This window comes from Pseudoalteromonas sp. XI10 (assembly GCF_001469895.1).
Taxonomy (GTDB): Bacteria; Pseudomonadota; Gammaproteobacteria; order Enterobacterales; family Alteromonadaceae; genus Pseudoalteromonas.
Genome location: NZ_LOPY01000009.1, coordinates 42,602 through 60,126 on the forward strand (window position 1 = coordinate 42,602; position 17,525 = coordinate 60,126).

Consider the following 17,525-nt stretch of genomic DNA (forward strand, 5'->3'; position numbering starts at 1 on the left):
CATGCCTGCGACAAAAAGAAGTAATCGCAAAGAGCAGATTCTGCAAGCACTCGCACAAATGTTAGAAACCAGCCCAGGTCAACGTATCACAACCGCAAAACTCGCGGCCGAGGTAGGTGTGTCTGAAGCTGCGTTATATCGTCATTTTCCGAGTAAAGCACGGATGTTTGAGGGCCTAATCGAGTTTATTGAAGATACCCTGTTATCACGCATTAACCTCATTTTAGAAAATGAGAAAGAAAGCCAAACACGTGTATACAATATTTTGCTGTTATTGTTAGCCTTCGCCGAGAAAAACCCGGGCATTACCCGCATTTTGACCGGTGATGCCTTACAAGGTGAGCAAGAGCGTTTACGTGAGCGTGTACAAGGCTTATTTGAAAAGCTAGAAACTCAGTTCAAGCAAGTGCTACGCGAACGCAAACTTCGCGAAGGTAAAGCATTCCAGTCAGACGAAAGCACCCTAGCCAACTTCTTACTCGCCTATGTAGAAGGTAAGATGAACCAATTCGTGCGCAGCGACTTTAAAGCAAAACCAAGTGCACAATTTGAAAAACAATGGCCAGAACTACAGAAGATTTGGTTGTAGTGAGTTGCTAGGGGAAAGTTTGAGCTGTCAGCCTTCAGCCGTCAGCTATCAGATTTAACTCAAAACAGTTAGCGAGCTTCTAGGGGAAAGAGTAAAGTTAGCAAGCTGCTTTCTAACTTTCCCCTTTCTAACTACTACCTTTGATTCGCATTATTAATTGCTCTGATTAAGCCCGCTAACATCATTGATAATTCCTGCGTTTCCATTATCCATTTATTTGCCAGCTCTGTGCTAACTTCACCGACCTGAAGCGATATATAGAGCTGTGATCTTAGCTCACCACAACTTCCTTTTGCATAGTAAAGAAAACGCACACAATCTTTTGAAGACATCCGCTCATAGCCTTCTGCTATATTCGATGAAATAGACAAACTAGAGCGCTTAATTTGGTCTTTCAAACAATACTCACGACTCGATTTAAAGTGTTGAAAAATTGCAATTGCTAGCGTAGCAGAGCGCTTCCAAACATCTAGGCTTTCAAATTTCATTTTAAATATCCTTATTTAAAACATATCTCTACTTATAGCCTAGCAACTCCCATATTCCAACTTTCCCATATTTCAACTTTCCCATATTTCAACTTTCCCCTTTCTAACTTTCCCCTTTCTAACTTTCCCCTTTCTAACTTTCCCCTTTCTAACTTTCCCCTTTCTAACTTTCCCCTTTCTAACTTTCCCCTTTCTAACTTTCCCCTTGCAACTTTCCCCTTGCAACTTTCCCCTAGCAACTTTCCCCTCGTAACTTCCCCTTCCACCTCCCCAAACACGCCACTTATCGTATCTACTCGAATTGTTTATTAAAAACGCTACACTGGGTGCATCAATTTAAAAACAACGAGAAAGATAAATGAAAGCGCAATTATCACTTTTGAGCTTAGCCTTGGTGACAAGCCTTGGTAGTGCACAGGTTAGTGCGAAAGAAGCTCTGCAATTTAAAGACGTGTTTGATTTTAAATACGCAAAAGGCACCCAACTTTCTGAAGATGGCCAAATTCTTAGCTTTAGTGCCGACCCTTATCGCGGTAATGCACAAGGTTTGGTTTATACATTAAACAACAACACCCTGCTAACTAGCGTTGAGCGCGGTACTCGCCCAACTATTAATAAAGCAGCAAACTGGGTAGCTTTTACTCAGGTACCTACCCTACTTGAAAAAGAAACCACCAAGAAAAAAGACCAGCTAAAAAACAACCTTGTTTTAGTGAATACTAACAATGGTGAGCAACAAACCTTTAACGATGTAAAAGACTATGCACTATCGGATGATGGTGTATGGCTTGCTTACCGACTAGATAAGAAAGCAGATAAAAAAGACGGCGAAGAAAAAGACGAAAACAGCAGCGAAATCAAGCCAGACAAAAAAGATAAAAGCTTTGATTTAGTGCTTGTTAACCTTCAAGACAAAACCACTCACACTGTAGATAATGTATTTAGTTATGCAATGAGTAGCACTGGCGAGCAATTATTAGCAAGCCAAAGCTACAGTGATGGTGCCGACAACCAAGTTGTATTGGTTGATCTTAATAATGACTTTGCAACGAGTGTACTGATTGATGAGCCGGGTGTGGTGGCAAATAAAATAGCTTGGCAACCAAACAGCAATACCGCAGCGCTATTAATTGGTAATTACGTTAATAATGATACACGCCGTCGTGACCACAGCTTACAGCTTTTACAAAATGGGGCGCTTTCAACCATTAACTCTGCAGATAGTAGCTGGACTATTGGCAAAACAGCATCGCTAAAATGGTCTGAAGATGGTGCTCGTTTATACTTTGAAAACCACCCTAAACTCGCTGCAAAAGTTGTTGCAAAAGAATACAAAGATGAAGCCTCTTTATATGATTTCGATACCATTCGCGACCAAAAGGGCCTAAACGTTTGGCACAATAAAGACGCTGAAATTAAGCCACGCGAAGAGCAGCAATGGAACAAAGCGAATAAGCTTCGTCACTATCAAGCGGTATATCATGTAAATGGTCAGCAAGTTGTGCAGTTAAGCACGCCGAATATGCCTGAGGTTTCACTTAATACTCATCGCGAAGCGCTATTAGGCTATTCAGACCGACCTTACCTAGAACGTATTATGTATGGCGGCTTTTACGCAGATTACTTCAGTGTTGATGTTAAAACCGGTAAACAAACCGCTATTGTCAGCGACTATCCGTTTAGACCAAGCCTTGCGCCTAATGGTCAATTTGCGGCATTTTTCCAAGACAGCCAAGTACAGCTTAAAGATTTAGGTAACAACAAGGTTTCGACATTATCTAAAGCAATTAACGCTATTTTTGCTGATGATAAACATGACTACCCATCGCCTCAGCCGGGTTATGGTTTTGCAGGCTGGTTAAACGACAGCAGCCAAGTACTGGTTTACAGTAAATTTGATATTTGGGCTTTTGATGTCGTAACACAAAAAGCAACCCGTTTAACTCAAGGTAAAGAAACCAATACCCAATATCGTGTTATTAAACTTGATAAAGACCAAGTGGGCTTTGCCAAAGACGAAACATTATTGCTAAGTGCAAAGAACCTGCAAGATAAGCAAACTGAAATTGCCAAACTTGACTTATCAAGCAATAAAGTGAGCAAAGTACTTTCAGGTAAAAAGCGCTATGATGTGGTGAAAAAGGCGAAAAATGCCGACAAATACCTATTTACTGCGCAAACATATCAGCAATTTCCTGATTACTACCAAACTGACTTTAGCTTTAAAAAGCCACAGCGTGTTACCAACCTAAACCCACAAATTAGCAACTTTGCATGGGGCCAAAAGCCTGAGCTTATTAGCTACAAAGGGTTTGATGGTGAAGATTTACAAGGCGTATTAATTAAGCCTGCGGGCTACAAAAAAGGCGATAAGGTTCCAGTAGTTGTATACTTCTACCGCTATATGAGCCAACGCATGTATGACTTCCCGAAAATGGAGTTAAATCATCGTCCTAACTTCCCGATGTTTACTTCAAATGGTTATGCGATTTTCTTACCTGATATCCGTTTTGAAATTGGTCACCCAGGTAAATCGTCAACCCAAACGATGATCAACGCCACTCAAAAGTTAATTGATTTAGGCATTGCTGATCCAGATAAAATTGGTTTACAAGGTCACTCATGGGCAGGCTACCAAAGCGCCTTTATGATCACTCAAACAGATATGTTTAAGGCGGTTGTATCGGGTGCGCCAGTATCTAACATGACCAGTGCTTATAGTGGTATTCGCTTAAAATCAGGCCTTGCGCGTCAATTCCAATACGAAACAGGTCAAAGCCGCATTGGTAAAACGTTATTCGAAGCGCCAGAGCTATACATCGAAAATTCACCAGTGTTCTTCGCCGATAAGGTGAATACTCCAATTCTGATTATGTTTGGCGACAAAGATGATGCTGTGCCATGGCACGAAGGTGTTCAGTACTACCTAGCGCTTCGTCGTGCGGGTAAAGATTCCACCTTCTTACAATACGAAGGTGAACCACATCACCTGAAGAAATTCCCTAACCAAGTGGATTTTTCAGTACGCATGATGGAATATTTTGATCACTACTTAAAAGGCAAACCAGCCGCTGAGTGGATCAAAAATGGCATACCCTTTATTGAAGAATAAGCAATAAGCTGAATTTAAGCTTACTGCACACCTCCCCCAGAGCCAGCATTTTTGCTGGCTTTGTTCTATAAAATCAATCACACCATCTATTTTTTCGATTTTATCAATCGATTTAAACCCCAGTTTGTAAGTGGAAAGTTAACCAGAACATAACTATATTTCACCCAACTTCTAACTGGAGACAACACAATGTTTAAGAAATCAACTTCAGCTTTGTCTAAAGTAGCTGTTGCTGTATCACTGTTGGTGGCAACAGGCGTACAAGCTACAAACGACATCAAATCAAACCAATTCTGGTGGCCAGAGCAATTAGATCTTAGCCAACTTCGTGCCCATGGCGCAGAGTCTGATCCTATGGGTCCTTACTTTGATTACAAAAAAGAATTCTTAAAGTTAGACCTAAACGCAGTGAAAGCTGATATTGAGAAAGTATTGACTGATTCTCAAGATTGGTGGCCTGCTGACTACGGTCACTATGGTCCGTTCTTCATCCGTATGGCGTGGCACGCATCAGGTACTTACCGTACTTTTGATGGTCGTGGTGGCGCAGGCGGTGGTCAACAACGTTTCGACCCATTAAACAGCTGGCCTGATAACGCGAACCTTGATAAGGCGCGTCGTTTACTTTGGCCTATAAAACAAAAATACGGTCGCAGCATTTCTTGGGCTGACTTAATGGCGTTAACAGGTAACGTTGCACTTGAATCAATGGGCTTCAAAACCTTCGGTTATGCCGGTGGTCGTGAAGACGATTGGGAACCAGATTACGTATACTGGGGCCCTGAAGGCAAAATGTTAACTGACGAACGTCGTGATAAAAAAGGCAAACTTAAAGGCCCATTAGCGGCAGTTGAGATGGGCTTAATCTATGTAAACCCAGAAGGCCCTCACGGTAACCCTGATCCACTTCTAGCAGCAGAAGACATTCGTTTATCATTCGGCCGCATGGCAATGAACGATGAAGAAATCGTTGCGCTAATCGCCGGTGGTCACAGCTTTGGTAAAGCACACGGTGCGAAAAAAGCGACATGTTTAGACAAAGAGCCAGCAGCAGCAGGTATCGAAGAGCAAGGTTTAGGTTGGAAAAACAAATGTGGTAAAGGTCACTCTGAAGATACCATCACTTCAGGTCTTGAAGGTGCGTGGACAGTGACACCAACACGTTGGTCAATCAACTACCTACAAAACTTATTCAGCTTTGAGTGGGTTAAAACTAAGAGCCCTGCAGGTGCGACTCAGTGGATCCCTGAAAATGGTCAAGCGTCTAACCTAGTGCCAGATGCGCATATTAAAGGTAAGCGTCATGCACCTATCATGTTCACAACTGATATCGCGTTAAAAGCAGATCCTGAGTTCCGTAAGATTTCAGAGCGTTTCTTAAACGACCCTAAAGAGTTCGAACTGGCATTTGCTAAAGCATGGTTCAAACTAAACCACCGCGATATGGGCCCACGTGCTCGTTACCTAGGTGACTTAGTGCCAGAGGAAGTATTAATTTGGCAAGACTACATCCCTGCGGTTGACCACAAACTAGTTGATAGCAAAGATATCGCGTCACTTAAAGCTAGCATCTTAGATTCAGGTTTATCTGTATCTGAACTAGTGCGCGTTGCTTGGGCTTCAGCAGCAAGCTACCGCGACACAGATATGCGTGGTGGTGCAAACGGTGCACGTATTCGCTTTGCTCCGCAAAAAGATTGGCCGGTAAACAACCCGAAAGAAGTGGCTAAAGTACTTAGCAAACTTGAGAAAATCCAAACTAAGTTCAACAAAAAAGCATCTGGCGGTAAAGAAATTTCACTAGCAGATATGATTGTTCTTGGTGGTGCGGCTGCAATTGAAAAAGCAGCAAGCGACGCGGGTTTCTCTATCGCAGTACCATTCAAGCCAGGCCGTATGGACGCGTCATTAGAAATGACTGACGTTGAATCATTCGAAGTACTTGAGCCAACAGCTGATGCGTTCCGTAACTACTACAGCTCAGCATGGAAATCACCGGCTGAAATGTTAGTTGAACGTGCTGATTTACTAAGCTTATCAGTACCAGAAATGACTGCACTACTAGGTGGTATGCGAGCCCTTAACGCGAATACTGACCAAACTAAACACGGTGTATTCACGAAAAAACCTGGCACATTAAGCAACGATTTCTTCGTTAACCTATTAGATATGTCAACGAAGTGGTCTAAGTCTTCTGAAGAAGGTATTTACGAAGGCCGTGACCGTAAGTCAGGCAAACTTAAGTGGACAGCAACACCAGTAGATTTAATCTTCGGTTCAAACTCAGAGCTACGTTCAATTGCTGAAGTGTATGCCTCTGACGATGCTAAACAAAAGTTCGTTGATGACTTCGTAGCTGCATGGACTAAAGTGATGACGCTAGATCGTTTCGACTTACGTTAATTCAATATCAATCGTGTTAAGTTATTAAGCATTTATAGCGACAGAAAAATAGAGTGATAACAAGGCGTAAATTTTGACACGTAGTTATTCTACTTAAAAAAATTATAACGCAGTTAGCGCTTTATTTAGCTCGCTAGAAGGATTAAATGTTTAAGTCGATTGATATCATATTTCGCAACCAACAAAGCCGCTAAATTAGCGGCTTTTTTTATTTTCGTTGATAATTTACTCGACAAGGCAGCGGTTTACGTTAAAAATAAAACTTTATCATTATATTTATTTGGACACAGGCATTAGGGATGATTGCGCGCTTTTTACTGCTTCTTGTTTTCTACTCATTATGCCTAAGCATAACTAGCCAAAGCCGTGCCGATAATTCCCCGATTGTTAATATCGAACAACGTAGCGTTGACCTCACTCAATTTGCTATGAGCTATTTTATTGATAGCACAGGCACTATGCCTCTTTCACAAGTTCAGCAGCAAAACTTTATCAACAGTCAAAACGAGCTTACTTTAGGCACCAACGCTAAAACGACGTGGTCAAAAATAGTTATAAAAAATAGCTACAGCGATACCCTACGCTTATTTGTGCATAACCCTGATGCCTATCATTTAGAAGAAGTCAGCTTTTACGAAACACAATCAGGACAACTGATAAACCAATCAGTTATTCAACTTGATAAAACTGGGCCTAAAGCCAACATGTTTGGTGGCAGTGCCGTGTTTTCGTTTTATATTGCTCCTAACCAGCAAAAAACAATTTATATAAAAAGCGTCACCTTTTCACATCAGTGGTTTGCATTAACTATTTATGATGAAGAGCATTCAAAGCGAGCCCTTGTCGGGAATGGTAATTACATTGCGCTACTTGTCGGGATGATGTTAGCGCTAATGATTTATAACTTCTTCTTGTATTTATCGGCTCGTAAAATCGAGAACATTGTTTACGCCCTGTATCTTATCTCTGGCACGGTTTGGGTGGCGCTATCTTATGGTGTTGCTGCTAACTTCTTTGGTATTTTTAGTGCCGAGCTACTACAGCTCAATTCTAACTTACTGAGCATGCCAAGCTTTTTAGTGATTTTTGTAATGCTCATTTTCGAAACCAAAAAGCATTACCCTAAAGAGCATATCGCGCTGTCGATTATTTTGTTCTTACTGGTTGCTGACTTTATCTATAGCTTGTTCGATATTGTGGGGGCATTAAAACCTGCCAGTAGCTTGGCAGCTTTAATGATGACGGTGACATTTGGAGTATCTATTTCGCTGTGGCGCAAAGGTAACACACTGGCAAAATACTTTTTGCTCGGCCACTCTATGTTCGTTATTTTTAATATGCTGGCGGTGCTTTATTACAAAGGGATCAGCGACGCAAACGTGATTAATAGCCACGGTGTTGGCATAGGTATTTTGCTCGAAGCGTTAATGATGGCGTTTATTCTTTCTTATCGAATTAAGAGCCTCGAAAAAATTAAAGCACAGCAAACTGAGCTCAACCGCCTAGTCGATACAGATCCTATGACAGGCCTTTACAACCGCCGTTACTTTGACAGAAAAAGTGAAGAACTCATTGCTGCTATGGCAAGCAATCAGCAAGAGTTAACCCTCCTAATTGCTGATCTCGACCACTTCAAAAACATTAACGACACATATGGTCACGATGTTGGCGATAAAGTCATTATCGCATTTGCCAACATACTCACCTCAGAGCAAGGCCTTGCTGATATAGCCTGCCGTTACGGCGGCGAAGAGTTCGTGTTACTACTCAATTGTAACCTACTTGATGCCAAGCAAGTTGCCGAGCGAATTCGCCAAAAAGCCCAAGAAACCTACATCACCATTGATGAGGTGCAAACCGTGCAGTTTACCGTGAGTATTGGTGTACATAGCGTTGGCCATGCTTCAACAACGGTGAAAGAAACCCTCACCATTGCCGACAAAGCATTGTATAAAGCAAAAAGTAACGGCCGTAATTGTGTTGAAGTGGCTGCTTAGGGAAAAAGCGGTGAGCGGTAGTATGTAGGTCGTCATTTATGGCGACAATTTTTAGCGCTAGGTTTTAGGTGCTAGGTGCTAGGTGCTAGGTGCTAGGCGCAAATATAAGATATCGAGTTTCTTCTTTGAGTCACTGTTTATTAAGAACAAAGCCCGAGAGTGCGAAGCTCTGAATTAAAAAGATATTATCTATTTGTCGTTTGCTACTTCTTCATCAAACCAAACATGTTCTTGCTCTCCACCCAGCATGAACCTATAACCAGGTGGCAAAGCCATATAAATAGCTACTTCAGGTCTATATTCAACAATATGAGTAAAGTGAACCGTTTTTAAACTCGAAATATCTCCATTATATTCGTCAGTGGTTAACCACCAACCGCTCATATGGTCCGGTGAAGGGTAACGAACTCCTTCTAAAGGCAGCCCCTCATATACACCGTCAGATATTACTACCATTTGCTCCTCGTCAACTGGTGTATATTGTGCACTATAGTGTTCACAACACTTCTGTTGAACTTCTAGCAGATGAGTTATTCCTTTCATCTTAAATTGGATACCACACAATTAATTAATCTATCGAGAATATCATCAAAGTTGAAAACAACAAAAAGCCCCCGCGAGTGTGAAGCTTAGAATTCAAACTATGTCGTCAAATATTTAATAAAGACTCATCAAACCAAACATCAACATAATCTCCAGCGATTAAAAACCTATAACCCGGAGGTAGCGCAAGAAATTTTTTGATATCAGGACACCACTCACCTAAATGAGCAACATGAAGAGGAACGAAAAAATCAGGTTCTTCAGAAAACTCTTCTCCCCCCCAAATGTACCAACCTGTTGTATCTCCTTCAGGGGAGTGTCTTAGTCCATTAATAGGAATAACCCCTTGCTTGACGTTACGAGAAATCCCAACTTTCATATCTTCGGGAGATGATACAAAGTCAGCATTAAATTCATTACAGACCAATCTTTGAGTTTTTGTAATTTCAGTCATTATAAATCATGCTCCTTTTACTGCGCTTTAAACACATGGGGCTAGGTCTTGCTTTTTGTCACTACCTCACCCATGCCAGCAAGCGGTTCTTTCCATTGAGCAGCTTAGCCAGTCTTGAAAACAGAATCCAAGCCACCACAGCTAGAAAAAACAATACCCTGCCAGTGCGAAGCTTTAGATTTAAATTGAAATCACTGATCAATCTAATGAATCTAAAAGTTCATCATATTTAAATAGTACAGATCTAAAATCATTAGGATTTACAATTTTATCTAGCTTCTCTTTTATCGCAGGGATATCCTCGTCTCGGATTCCCTCTGCTAATAAGTTTAAAATAGCGCACCTATCTCGATAATCTCTGGAGTCAGAATAGCAAACTAATAGGTTCCCAATTGAGTATGTTGGATCAAGTTTATATAGCGCATAGTGAATTCTTAAAACAGTTCCACTCTGAAGCTGCCCACCTTTTAACTTACTAATCAAAAGCTTAATAACTTTTTCATTTTTAGAATTTAGCTCAGCCAGACTAGTTACACATGAATTAACGACATAACAGCTTGGGTCATCTAATAATTCGCAAATCTTTTCTAAATTATCAAGTAAATCAAATTCAGCAAGAAATTCTATACAATCAGAGCGAATAAGTTCATCGCTATCTAATAATCCTCTGTTAAAAATACTTTTAATTTCTTCGGTATACTCAAAGCATGCCAATTTAGAAAATGATCTTTCTCTTATTTCACTATCATCAGATAATACACCTTTTTTAAGCTTATCAAATGATTGTGGGGTTTCATCACTAATAACTTCTATATCATCCATATAAACGTTCAGCATATTAGTCATATCACTTTACTCCAGAGCTCATAGTGTCAGGTCTTTCTTTTGCCACTACCTCGCCCATGGCGTCAGAAAATAATTTAGCTTAACTCTAATGGTTTTATTTAACTACTTATCACCAATCATATGCATGAAAAAAAAAATGGGTAACATTATAGTTGTCTAGGCTTTAGGTGCTAGGCGCAAATATAAGATACAGAGTTTCTTCTTTGAGTCTCTGTTTATTAAGAACAAAGCCCCGCGAGTGCGAGGCTTTTGATTCGACAGCGTTAGCTGTTCATTAATTCTCTTACTTGAATTTGTATTTGTTTTTCGCATTATCCAGCGTTAAGTGAATCAAACTCGGTGCACCTGCGCCATGAGAGCCTGAGTCGTCGTATATTAGCTCCCAGAGTCGCCCATCATTAGGATCTCGCAGTAAAGTTGACCACCCATCATCGGAATATGCAACGACTAACATTACGTTATTTTTTAAATAATCAATTCGCTGTGCCACTTTATCCGCCACAACTTTACCGCTTAAAAAAACATGCTTACCGATTAATTTATTTTCATCTTTTCTTAGATTCATATCTTATTAACCAAAATACTATTCTTCTGGTATTTTTCAGTTTGGGATTACAAATCACTCTAGCGCGCTAAGGCACGACCTACAAGCAAGTGCTACCCTAGAACCTAGTTCCTAGAGCCTAGCTCCTATAGCCTAACCACTAACATCTTTCCCCTAGCAACTCGCAACTCAAATCAACAATACTGCCCTGCTGCAAAGCCGCAGCTCCAAGCATATTGGAAGTTATAGCCGCCTAGCCAGCCGGTGACGTCGGTGACTTCGCCGATGAAATAGAGGCCCGGTGACTTTTTCGCTTCGAAGGTTTTTGAGCTTAACTCGTCGGTGTCTACACCGCCAAGCGTTACTTCAGCGGTTCTGTAACCCTCTGTGCCGTTGGGTTTAATTTGCCAATTGTGAATATAGTCATGTAACACGTCGATTTGCGCATGGCTTAGCTGGTTTACATTGCAATCTGGGATCGCTTTCGTGTCGTGCAGCATTTCAACAAAGCGTTTTGGTAAAATTGTCGCAAGGGTATTTTTTAGTGACTTTTGCCCTTGGCTCTGACGCCACTGCTCAAGCTGCTGTTTTAAATCGAGCTCGGGTAACAAGTTGATGTACACAGTTTGCCCTGCACGCCAAAAAGAGCTGATTTGTAAAATCGCTGGGCCCGAAAGGCCACGGTGAGTAAACAAGATGTTTTCTTTAAACTGGGTGCCATCTTCACTGGTAACCAGACAAGGAATGCTGATCCCCGATAACCCGTCAAAGCGATCTTTATCGTGCTGGTGTAACGTAAATGGTACTAGTGCCGCCATGGTTGGTAGCACTGTTAACCCAAATTGCTCGGCAATTTTATAACCAATTGGTGATGCACCGAGTTTAGGCATGGTTAATCCACCCGATGCGACAACTAACGACTCACATTGATAGCTATCTTGCTCGGTAATAACTTCATAACCCGCATCGGTTTTTGTCACGCTGAGTACTTCGTTACGCAGCGCTATGTTAACACCCGCCCACTCACACTCAGTTAAAAGAATGTCGACGATATCTTGAGCGCTGTTATCACAAAATAACTGGCCCAGCGTTTTATGGTGATAGGCCAAGCCGTGACGGTCCACCAGCTCTATAAAGTCATGTTGGGTATAACGGCTTAAACACGATTTTACAAAGTGAGGATTACCACACAAGTAGTTGTCTGGGCTTGCGTTTTCATTGGTGAAGTTACAACGCCCGCCGCCGCTGATTAATATCTTACGGCCCGGCTTTTTGCCCATATCAAGCACAGTAACATTGCGACCACGGTAGCCTGCTTGTGCAGCACACATCAAACCTGCGGCACCGGCGCCAATCACAATTACATCTACTTGGGTCATTACTCATACTCACTAAAAAAATTTAGCTGATTATAACAAGTTATTGTCGCTGCGGTGTTAACACTGAGGTGTTTTTACAAAAAAGATAAAACCAAAAAACGAAATAAAGTAAAAACTCAAAACCGTAAAATTATAACTTTATTATGAGAAATGCGTAGAAAAACACCATTAAAAGACTAGTTTAGACGTCTATACATTTAGTTATAACCAAAATAGAGACAACCATAATAAAACGATATTTTAACTAAATTTACATTTATTTTACCTTTGTCCCCCTTCGCGAAAAATATCGTGGAGATTTACATAACAATCTAGGGATCATTATGACAACTAACAACAACTTGAAGAAGTGCGCAATTGCACTGAGCTTGACTGCGTTGTTTGGGACGACGGCAGCAATGGCTACTCCAAACCAACTAATGTCACCATCTATGCAGGAAACTGCAGCGAAATTACAAGGCCAAGAAGGCTTTGGTACACAATTCATCATCAAGTATAAAAACAACAGTGATGAAATGATGACAATGTCGGCAGCAGAACAAACGCCGACTATGATGAACAAAAAAGCAAAAGGCTTTGTTAAAAACTTCACCAGTAAAAAAGGTAAAGTAAAAGCACAATATGTTCGTGCAATGGCGATGAGTAATCACCACGTAATGCGTGCTGATAAAAAACTTTCTGCTCAAGAAGCACAAGAATTCATGCAAGAGATGGTTGCATCAGGTAACGTTGAATACATCGAAATCGACCAAATGTTAAAGCCATTTGCAACGCCTAACGACCCACGTTATGACGACCAATGGCACTACTACGAGCAAGCAGGTGGTCTTAACCTTCCTACAGCTTGGGATACAGCAACGGGTAGCGGTGTCGTTGTTGCGGTACTTGATACTGGTTACCGTCCTCATGTTGATTTAAATGCCAACATCCTTCAAGGCTATGACATGATCTCTAATGTGTCTGTAGCTAACGATGGTGGTGGTCGTGATAGCGATGCACGCGATCCAGGTGATGCAATCAGCGCTAACGAATGTGGTTACACACATGGTGCGCAAAACTCAAGCTGGCACGGTACGCACGTTGCGGGTACTGTTGCAGCAGTGACTAACAACGGTGAAGGTGTTGCCGGTGTTGCTTACAACTCAAAAGTTGTTCCTGTACGTGTACTTGGTAAATGTGGTGGTTTAACTTCTGATATCGCTGACGGTATTATCTGGGCTTCTGGTGGTTCAGTTTCTGGCGTACCAGCAAATGCTAACCCTGCTGATGTTATTAACATGAGTTTAGGTGGTAGCGGTTCATGTAGCTCTACAACACAAAACGCTATCAACCAAGCGCGTAACAACGGCTCTGTAGTCGTAATTGCTGCAGGTAACGATAACGATAACTCTGCAAACTACAACCCAGGTAACTGTAATGGCGTTGTAAACGTTGCATCTGTTGGCCGTAACGGTGGTCGTGCTTACTACTCAAACTACGGTAGCAACATTGACGTTGCAGCACCGGGTGGCGCACAAAGCTTTGCTAATGACTCTGAAGGTGTGTTATCAACACACAACTCAGGCTCTACAGGCCCAAGCAGCGATTCATATCACTACTCGCAAGGTACATCGATGGCAGCACCACATGTTGCGGGTGTAGCAGCGCTAATCAAGCAAGCCAAACCTTCTGCAACGCCTGATGAAATCGAAAGCATCTTAAAATCAACAACTCGTTCTTTCCCGGCAACATGTACAAGCTGTGGTACAGGTATTGTTGATGCAGCAGCCGCTGTTGCAGCAGCCTCAGGCACAACACCGCCACCACCAACGGGTAATGTATTAGAAGATGGCCAAGCACTAACAGGTTTAAGTGGCTCTGCTAGCAGCCAAACTTTCTACACAATGGAAGTTCCAACAGGTGCAACTAACGTAACCTTCACAATGAGTGGCGGTACAGGTGATGCTGATCTTTACGTTCGTGCAGGTAGCGCACCAACAACGTCAACCTATGATTGTCGCCCGTATAAAGGCGGTAACAACGAAGTATGTTCTATCGATAACCCAACAGCAGGTACTTACCATGTGATGCTCAATGGTTACTCTGCATACTCAGGTGTTAGCCTTGTGGGTGATTTAACAACTTCTGGCGGTGGTTCAGGCTCAGGTTCACCACAAGCAGGTGGCGGCACAGTGACTGATATCTCTGCAAGTGCTGGTCAATGGAAGCATTACACACTAGAAGTACCAGCAGGTATGGCAAGCTTCACAGTAACTACGTCTGGCGGTACAGGTGATGCTGACTTATTCGTTAAGTTTGGTAGCCAACCAACGTCATCTAGCTATGACTGTCGTCCGTACAAAAACGGTAACGCAGAAACATGTACATTCAGTAATCCACAAGCAGGTACATGGCACTTAAGCTTAAATGCTTACCGTACTTTCTCTGGTGTAACATTGGATGCACAGTATCAACCTTAATAGTTGATCTCCCCAGTATCCCCCCTGGGACTTTTCAGCCGGACTTACGTCCGGCTTTTTTGTATTTATATTAATAAAACGAATTGCTATTAAAGCTTTTCGAGCACAGCTTCAGCGCGGCTTACTACAAACTCTTTGTCTTGTTCAACAAACAGCCCTGTTACCGTTTGGTTTTCAACGATCATCGCATAACGCTTTGAACGTACGCCACCAAAGCCAGCTGTGTCTTTATCTAGACCAAGAGCTTTAGTAAAGCTTGCATCACCATCAGCTAACATACGAATATGCTCAGCGTTATGAGCTTCACCCCATGCTTTCATTACAAATGCATCGTTCACCGATACGCAGTAAATTGCATCAACGCCTTTAGCGGTAATTTTATCGGCTAGCGTAATAAACTCAGGTAAGTGGGCATTTGAACAGGTTGGCGTAAATGCACCAGGCACCGCAAATAGCACCACTTTTTTATCTGCAAATAATGCCTCTGTTGATAGGGTTTGCATGCCCTCGCTAGTTAATTCGCTAAGGGTTGCAGCAGGTATAGTTTGGCCTTGTTCGATCATCGTGATTCCTTGAAAGAAAATAAGAGTACAGAGTATATACCCAAAAAATTGAATACCGCATGATTTAAGGGCAAACAATGCAAACCATTGCTCGCCCCTTGAAGGGTTATAAACCTAAGCTGGTTTTAATGGTGTGCATTTGCTCTTGTAGGCGATGCTGAATATCACTAACCAGTGAGTTTGACTCACTTACCTGCCCTTTCATGCTCTGCATTGATTGGCTAAAGTTTTCGAGTAAGGCATTTTGTTGTTTAGCAAGCTCCATAGCATCAAACGCTACCTTGTTAGCATCTTGCGCGTTATCGGCAACGCCTTCTGAGTTACGTTTAAGCTCTTGAGCATTCTGTGTTTGCAGCTCGGCATCAGTAGCCAGTGCACTAATTTGCTCTGATACCATGGTTGAGTTTTCACTTAAGCGGTTTAGCTGGTTATTGATATCATCAAGCGAGCCTTGCGTTTGTCTGGCAAGCTTTCGTACTTCGTCGGCGACAACCGCAAAGCCTCGACCATGCTCACCTGCACGTGCCGACTCAATCGCCGCATTCAATGCCAGTAGGTTTGTTTGTTCAGCAATGTTTTTGATCACCTCAATAACTTGGCCAACATCATCAACGCCTTTTAATAGCTCTTTTAAGCTATCTAGACCTTGCTCAACGCGCTCTTCAGTTCGAGAGCTTGCGGTTAACATGCTCTCGGCAAAGCCTAAGCTCTGCTCCATCGCACCAAAGGTTTGTTTGGCGTTATCAGCAACTTGACCATTAATGTTATTGACCTGCTCACCAATGTGTTGAATATCAGTAAGTAAACCTTGGTTTTGTTCAACCTGAGAGTGGCTGGCATCCGTTTGCTGAGCAATGGTATGTAAGTGCTCGCTCATCTCTAGCATAAAGTCATTAATAACCTTAAGCATTTGTGCTCGCTCTTCTGCCTCACCACGTTGGCGTTCAATCAATTGATTAAAGTAATGAGCAATTTCACCAACCTCGGTTTTCGGGTTTTTACTCTCAATGTTTTTAAGCTCATTACTTTCAATCAAGAACGCAAAGCCATCACGCAATTGGCGCAGAGGGTTAAGCACTTGGTTACGCTGTACAAAATACACACCCGCCGCTAAAACCACCAGCATACCAATAGCGACACAAAACACGATAAACACTTGTTGCTTAAGCTGGCTTTGTTCATCTTTTAGTTTTTGCTCTGCACCGAGCACCGTTGTAGACAACGCGCCAATTTGTTCGCGCAGTGCTTGCATGCCGGTTTGTCGTTGTTCAGCTTGCTCAAGAGTTGATGCTAAATCACGAGGGAAACGTTTAGGCCAGCTTGTTAGCTCTGCTTTAATATCACCGGCTAAATCTTCTGCTTCTTCGCCAAAAAATAAAGCGTCTTCATCCACTTCACTCATTACACCTAGGTTTTCGAGTCTGTCGATTTTAGTAGCAAGGGCATTTAAGTTTTCAACACTTTGATTAAGGCTGTTTTTAGTGTCTTGATCAAAGTTAAGCACTAACTTGTAGGTATACAAAGCAAGTGATATCACTTCGCTGTAGTAGTCAGCAGCAAGTTGATAATATTCAAGCGCAAGCGCTGTTTGCGGCTGTGCTTTACTTGCATAGCCAATTAACGAAGAGGCAGAGCCTGCCATTTGTCTTAACGAGTTATCGAGCAGTGCCATTTCGTTACCCGATAGCTTACCTAAAGCGCGATACTTACCGTTGATGTCTTTATCGAGGGCCGTCAGTTGGCTATTTAGTTGACCCGCTAGATCTTTAGGTAGCTCAGCTAAATGCTGCTTTTTAACATCGCTTATCAGCGTTGAGGCTTTATTTAAGTGTTGGCTGTCACCTTGCTCTAAATAATCATCAAGGTAACTTTTTAAATCAATAATGATGGTATTTTTCAGCTTATTATAAGCGTTATCTTGCTGCTCTAAGCCGAGTAAGGTTTGACTAGCCCAGAACAGAGTAGCTGCCAGTAAGATACTGGCGAGTGTGAGTAAAACGGCCAATAGCCGAGTAAATGATGACACGCGCATAAACGATATTCCCAAGTAACGTTACGCGCGTAGAATATTAACCTTTTATGACAATTTGATGTAAACCGTAAAAAATAACAGGTAAAGCGAGAGTAACTAATCCAAAAGGGCTAAAT

13 protein-coding genes are annotated in these 17,525 nt (G+C 42.0%); 5 read left to right on the plus strand and 8 right to left on the minus strand.

Translation table 11 applies throughout. The annotated features are described in order from the left end of the window. Window position 1: 1 nt before the first annotated feature. A complete protein-coding gene (gene slmA, locus AUR67_RS01310; RefSeq protein WP_054554189.1) occupies window positions 2-589 on the plus strand; it encodes a nucleoid occlusion factor SlmA in 588 nt (195 codons plus the stop codon). A 134-nt stretch (window positions 590-723) separates the two neighbouring features. Here the strand turns inward: slmA and AUR67_RS01315 are convergent, their stop codons facing one another. Then, window positions 724-1,077: a four helix bundle protein gene (locus AUR67_RS01315; RefSeq protein ID WP_058583806.1), complete on the minus strand. Its 354-nt coding sequence runs from the start codon at window positions 1,075-1,077 to the stop codon at window positions 724-726. A gap of 358 nt (window positions 1,078-1,435) precedes the next feature. Between AUR67_RS01315 and AUR67_RS01325 the strand changes: the two genes are divergently transcribed. From AUR67_RS01325 to AUR67_RS01335, 3 genes are all read left to right on the plus strand, one after another. After that, a complete protein-coding gene (locus tag AUR67_RS01325; protein ID WP_058583808.1) occupies window positions 1,436-4,189 on the plus strand; it encodes an alpha/beta hydrolase family protein in 2,754 nt (917 codons plus the stop codon). Between the two features lie 189 nt (window positions 4,190-4,378). Then, window positions 4,379-6,592, plus strand: a complete 2,214-nt coding sequence (gene katG, locus AUR67_RS01330) for a catalase/peroxidase HPI (RefSeq protein ID WP_058583809.1) — start codon at window positions 4,379-4,381, stop codon at window positions 6,590-6,592. A gap of 299 nt (window positions 6,593-6,891) precedes the next feature. Further along, complete coding sequence (locus AUR67_RS01335; RefSeq protein WP_058583810.1) at window positions 6,892-8,589, plus strand: diguanylate cyclase; 1,698 nt, start codon at window positions 6,892-6,894, stop codon at window positions 8,587-8,589. A 189-nt stretch (window positions 8,590-8,778) separates the two neighbouring features. Here AUR67_RS01335 and AUR67_RS01340 read toward each other — a convergent pair whose 3' ends face one another. From AUR67_RS01340 to AUR67_RS01360, 5 genes are all read right to left on the minus strand, one after another. Then, entirely contained in the window at window positions 8,779-9,045 is a 267-nt protein-coding gene (locus AUR67_RS01340) for a hypothetical protein (protein ID WP_235591774.1), read from the minus strand. A gap of 193 nt (window positions 9,046-9,238) precedes the next feature. After that, the gene (locus tag AUR67_RS01345) at window positions 9,239-9,586 is read right to left on the minus strand and encodes a hypothetical protein (protein WP_058583812.1); all 348 of its coding nucleotides are present in this window, start codon (window positions 9,584-9,586) and stop codon (window positions 9,239-9,241) included. Window positions 9,587-9,784: 198 nt separating this feature from the next. Continuing rightward, a complete protein-coding gene (locus AUR67_RS01350; RefSeq protein WP_152996457.1) occupies window positions 9,785-10,432 on the minus strand; it encodes a HEAT repeat domain-containing protein in 648 nt (215 codons plus the stop codon). A gap of 283 nt (window positions 10,433-10,715) precedes the next feature. Beyond that, a complete protein-coding gene (locus AUR67_RS01355) occupies window positions 10,716-10,997 on the minus strand; it encodes an Imm27 family immunity protein (protein ID WP_058583814.1) in 282 nt (93 codons plus the stop codon). A 173-nt stretch (window positions 10,998-11,170) separates the two neighbouring features. After that, window positions 11,171-12,355, minus strand: coding sequence for an NAD(P)/FAD-dependent oxidoreductase (locus tag AUR67_RS01360; RefSeq protein ID WP_058583815.1), 1,185 nt, complete (start codon window positions 12,353-12,355; stop codon window positions 11,171-11,173). Between the two features lie 323 nt (window positions 12,356-12,678). On the opposite strand from AUR67_RS01360, the gene AUR67_RS01365 reads away from it, so the two are divergent. Continuing rightward, window positions 12,679-14,814 (plus strand): S8 family peptidase, encoded by a 2,136-nt coding sequence (locus tag AUR67_RS01365; RefSeq protein WP_058583816.1) that lies wholly within the window; start codon window positions 12,679-12,681, stop codon window positions 14,812-14,814. A gap of 89 nt (window positions 14,815-14,903) precedes the next feature. Here the strand turns inward: AUR67_RS01365 and AUR67_RS01370 are convergent, their stop codons facing one another. Both AUR67_RS01370 and AUR67_RS01375 read right to left on the minus strand, forming a co-directional pair. Beyond that, window positions 14,904-15,377 (minus strand): peroxiredoxin, encoded by a 474-nt coding sequence (locus AUR67_RS01370; RefSeq protein ID WP_058583817.1) that lies wholly within the window; start codon window positions 15,375-15,377, stop codon window positions 14,904-14,906. 106 nt (window positions 15,378-15,483) lie between these two features. Beyond that, the gene (locus AUR67_RS01375; protein ID WP_058583818.1) at window positions 15,484-17,409 is read right to left on the minus strand and encodes a methyl-accepting chemotaxis protein; all 1,926 of its coding nucleotides are present in this window, start codon (window positions 17,407-17,409) and stop codon (window positions 15,484-15,486) included. Window positions 17,410-17,525: the final 116 nt, after the last annotated feature.

Excerpts from the sequence above, each read along its gene's own strand:
- slmA (WP_054554189.1), top strand. The coding sequence starts at position 2 with ATGCCTGCGACAAAAAGAAGTAATCGCAAAGAGCAGATTCTGCAAGCA.
- AUR67_RS01315 (WP_058583806.1), bottom strand. The coding sequence starts at position 1,077 with ATGAAATTTGAAAGCCTAGATGTTTGGAAGCGCTCTGCTACGCTAGCA.
- AUR67_RS01325 (WP_058583808.1), top strand. The coding sequence starts at position 1,436 with ATGAAAGCGCAATTATCACTTTTGAGCTTAGCCTTGGTGACAAGCCTT.
- katG (WP_058583809.1), top strand. The coding sequence starts at position 4,379 with ATGTTTAAGAAATCAACTTCAGCTTTGTCTAAAGTAGCTGTTGCTGTA.
- AUR67_RS01335 (WP_058583810.1), top strand. The coding sequence starts at position 6,892 with ATGATTGCGCGCTTTTTACTGCTTCTTGTTTTCTACTCATTATGCCTA.
- AUR67_RS01340 (WP_235591774.1), bottom strand. The coding sequence starts at position 9,045 with ATGGTAGTAATATCTGACGGTGTATATGAGGGGCTGCCTTTAGAAGGA.
- AUR67_RS01345 (WP_058583812.1), bottom strand. The coding sequence starts at position 9,586 with ATGACTGAAATTACAAAAACTCAAAGATTGGTCTGTAATGAATTTAAT.
- AUR67_RS01350 (WP_152996457.1), bottom strand. The coding sequence starts at position 10,432 with ATGACTAATATGCTGAACGTTTATATGGATGATATAGAAGTTATTAGT.
- AUR67_RS01355 (WP_058583814.1), bottom strand. The coding sequence starts at position 10,997 with ATGAATCTAAGAAAAGATGAAAATAAATTAATCGGTAAGCATGTTTTT.
- AUR67_RS01360 (WP_058583815.1), bottom strand. The coding sequence starts at position 12,355 with ATGACCCAAGTAGATGTAATTGTGATTGGCGCCGGTGCCGCAGGTTTG.
- AUR67_RS01365 (WP_058583816.1), top strand. The coding sequence starts at position 12,679 with ATGACAACTAACAACAACTTGAAGAAGTGCGCAATTGCACTGAGCTTG.
- AUR67_RS01370 (WP_058583817.1), bottom strand. The coding sequence starts at position 15,377 with ATGATCGAACAAGGCCAAACTATACCTGCTGCAACCCTTAGCGAATTA.
- AUR67_RS01375 (WP_058583818.1), bottom strand. The coding sequence starts at position 17,409 with ATGCGCGTGTCATCATTTACTCGGCTATTGGCCGTTTTACTCACACTC.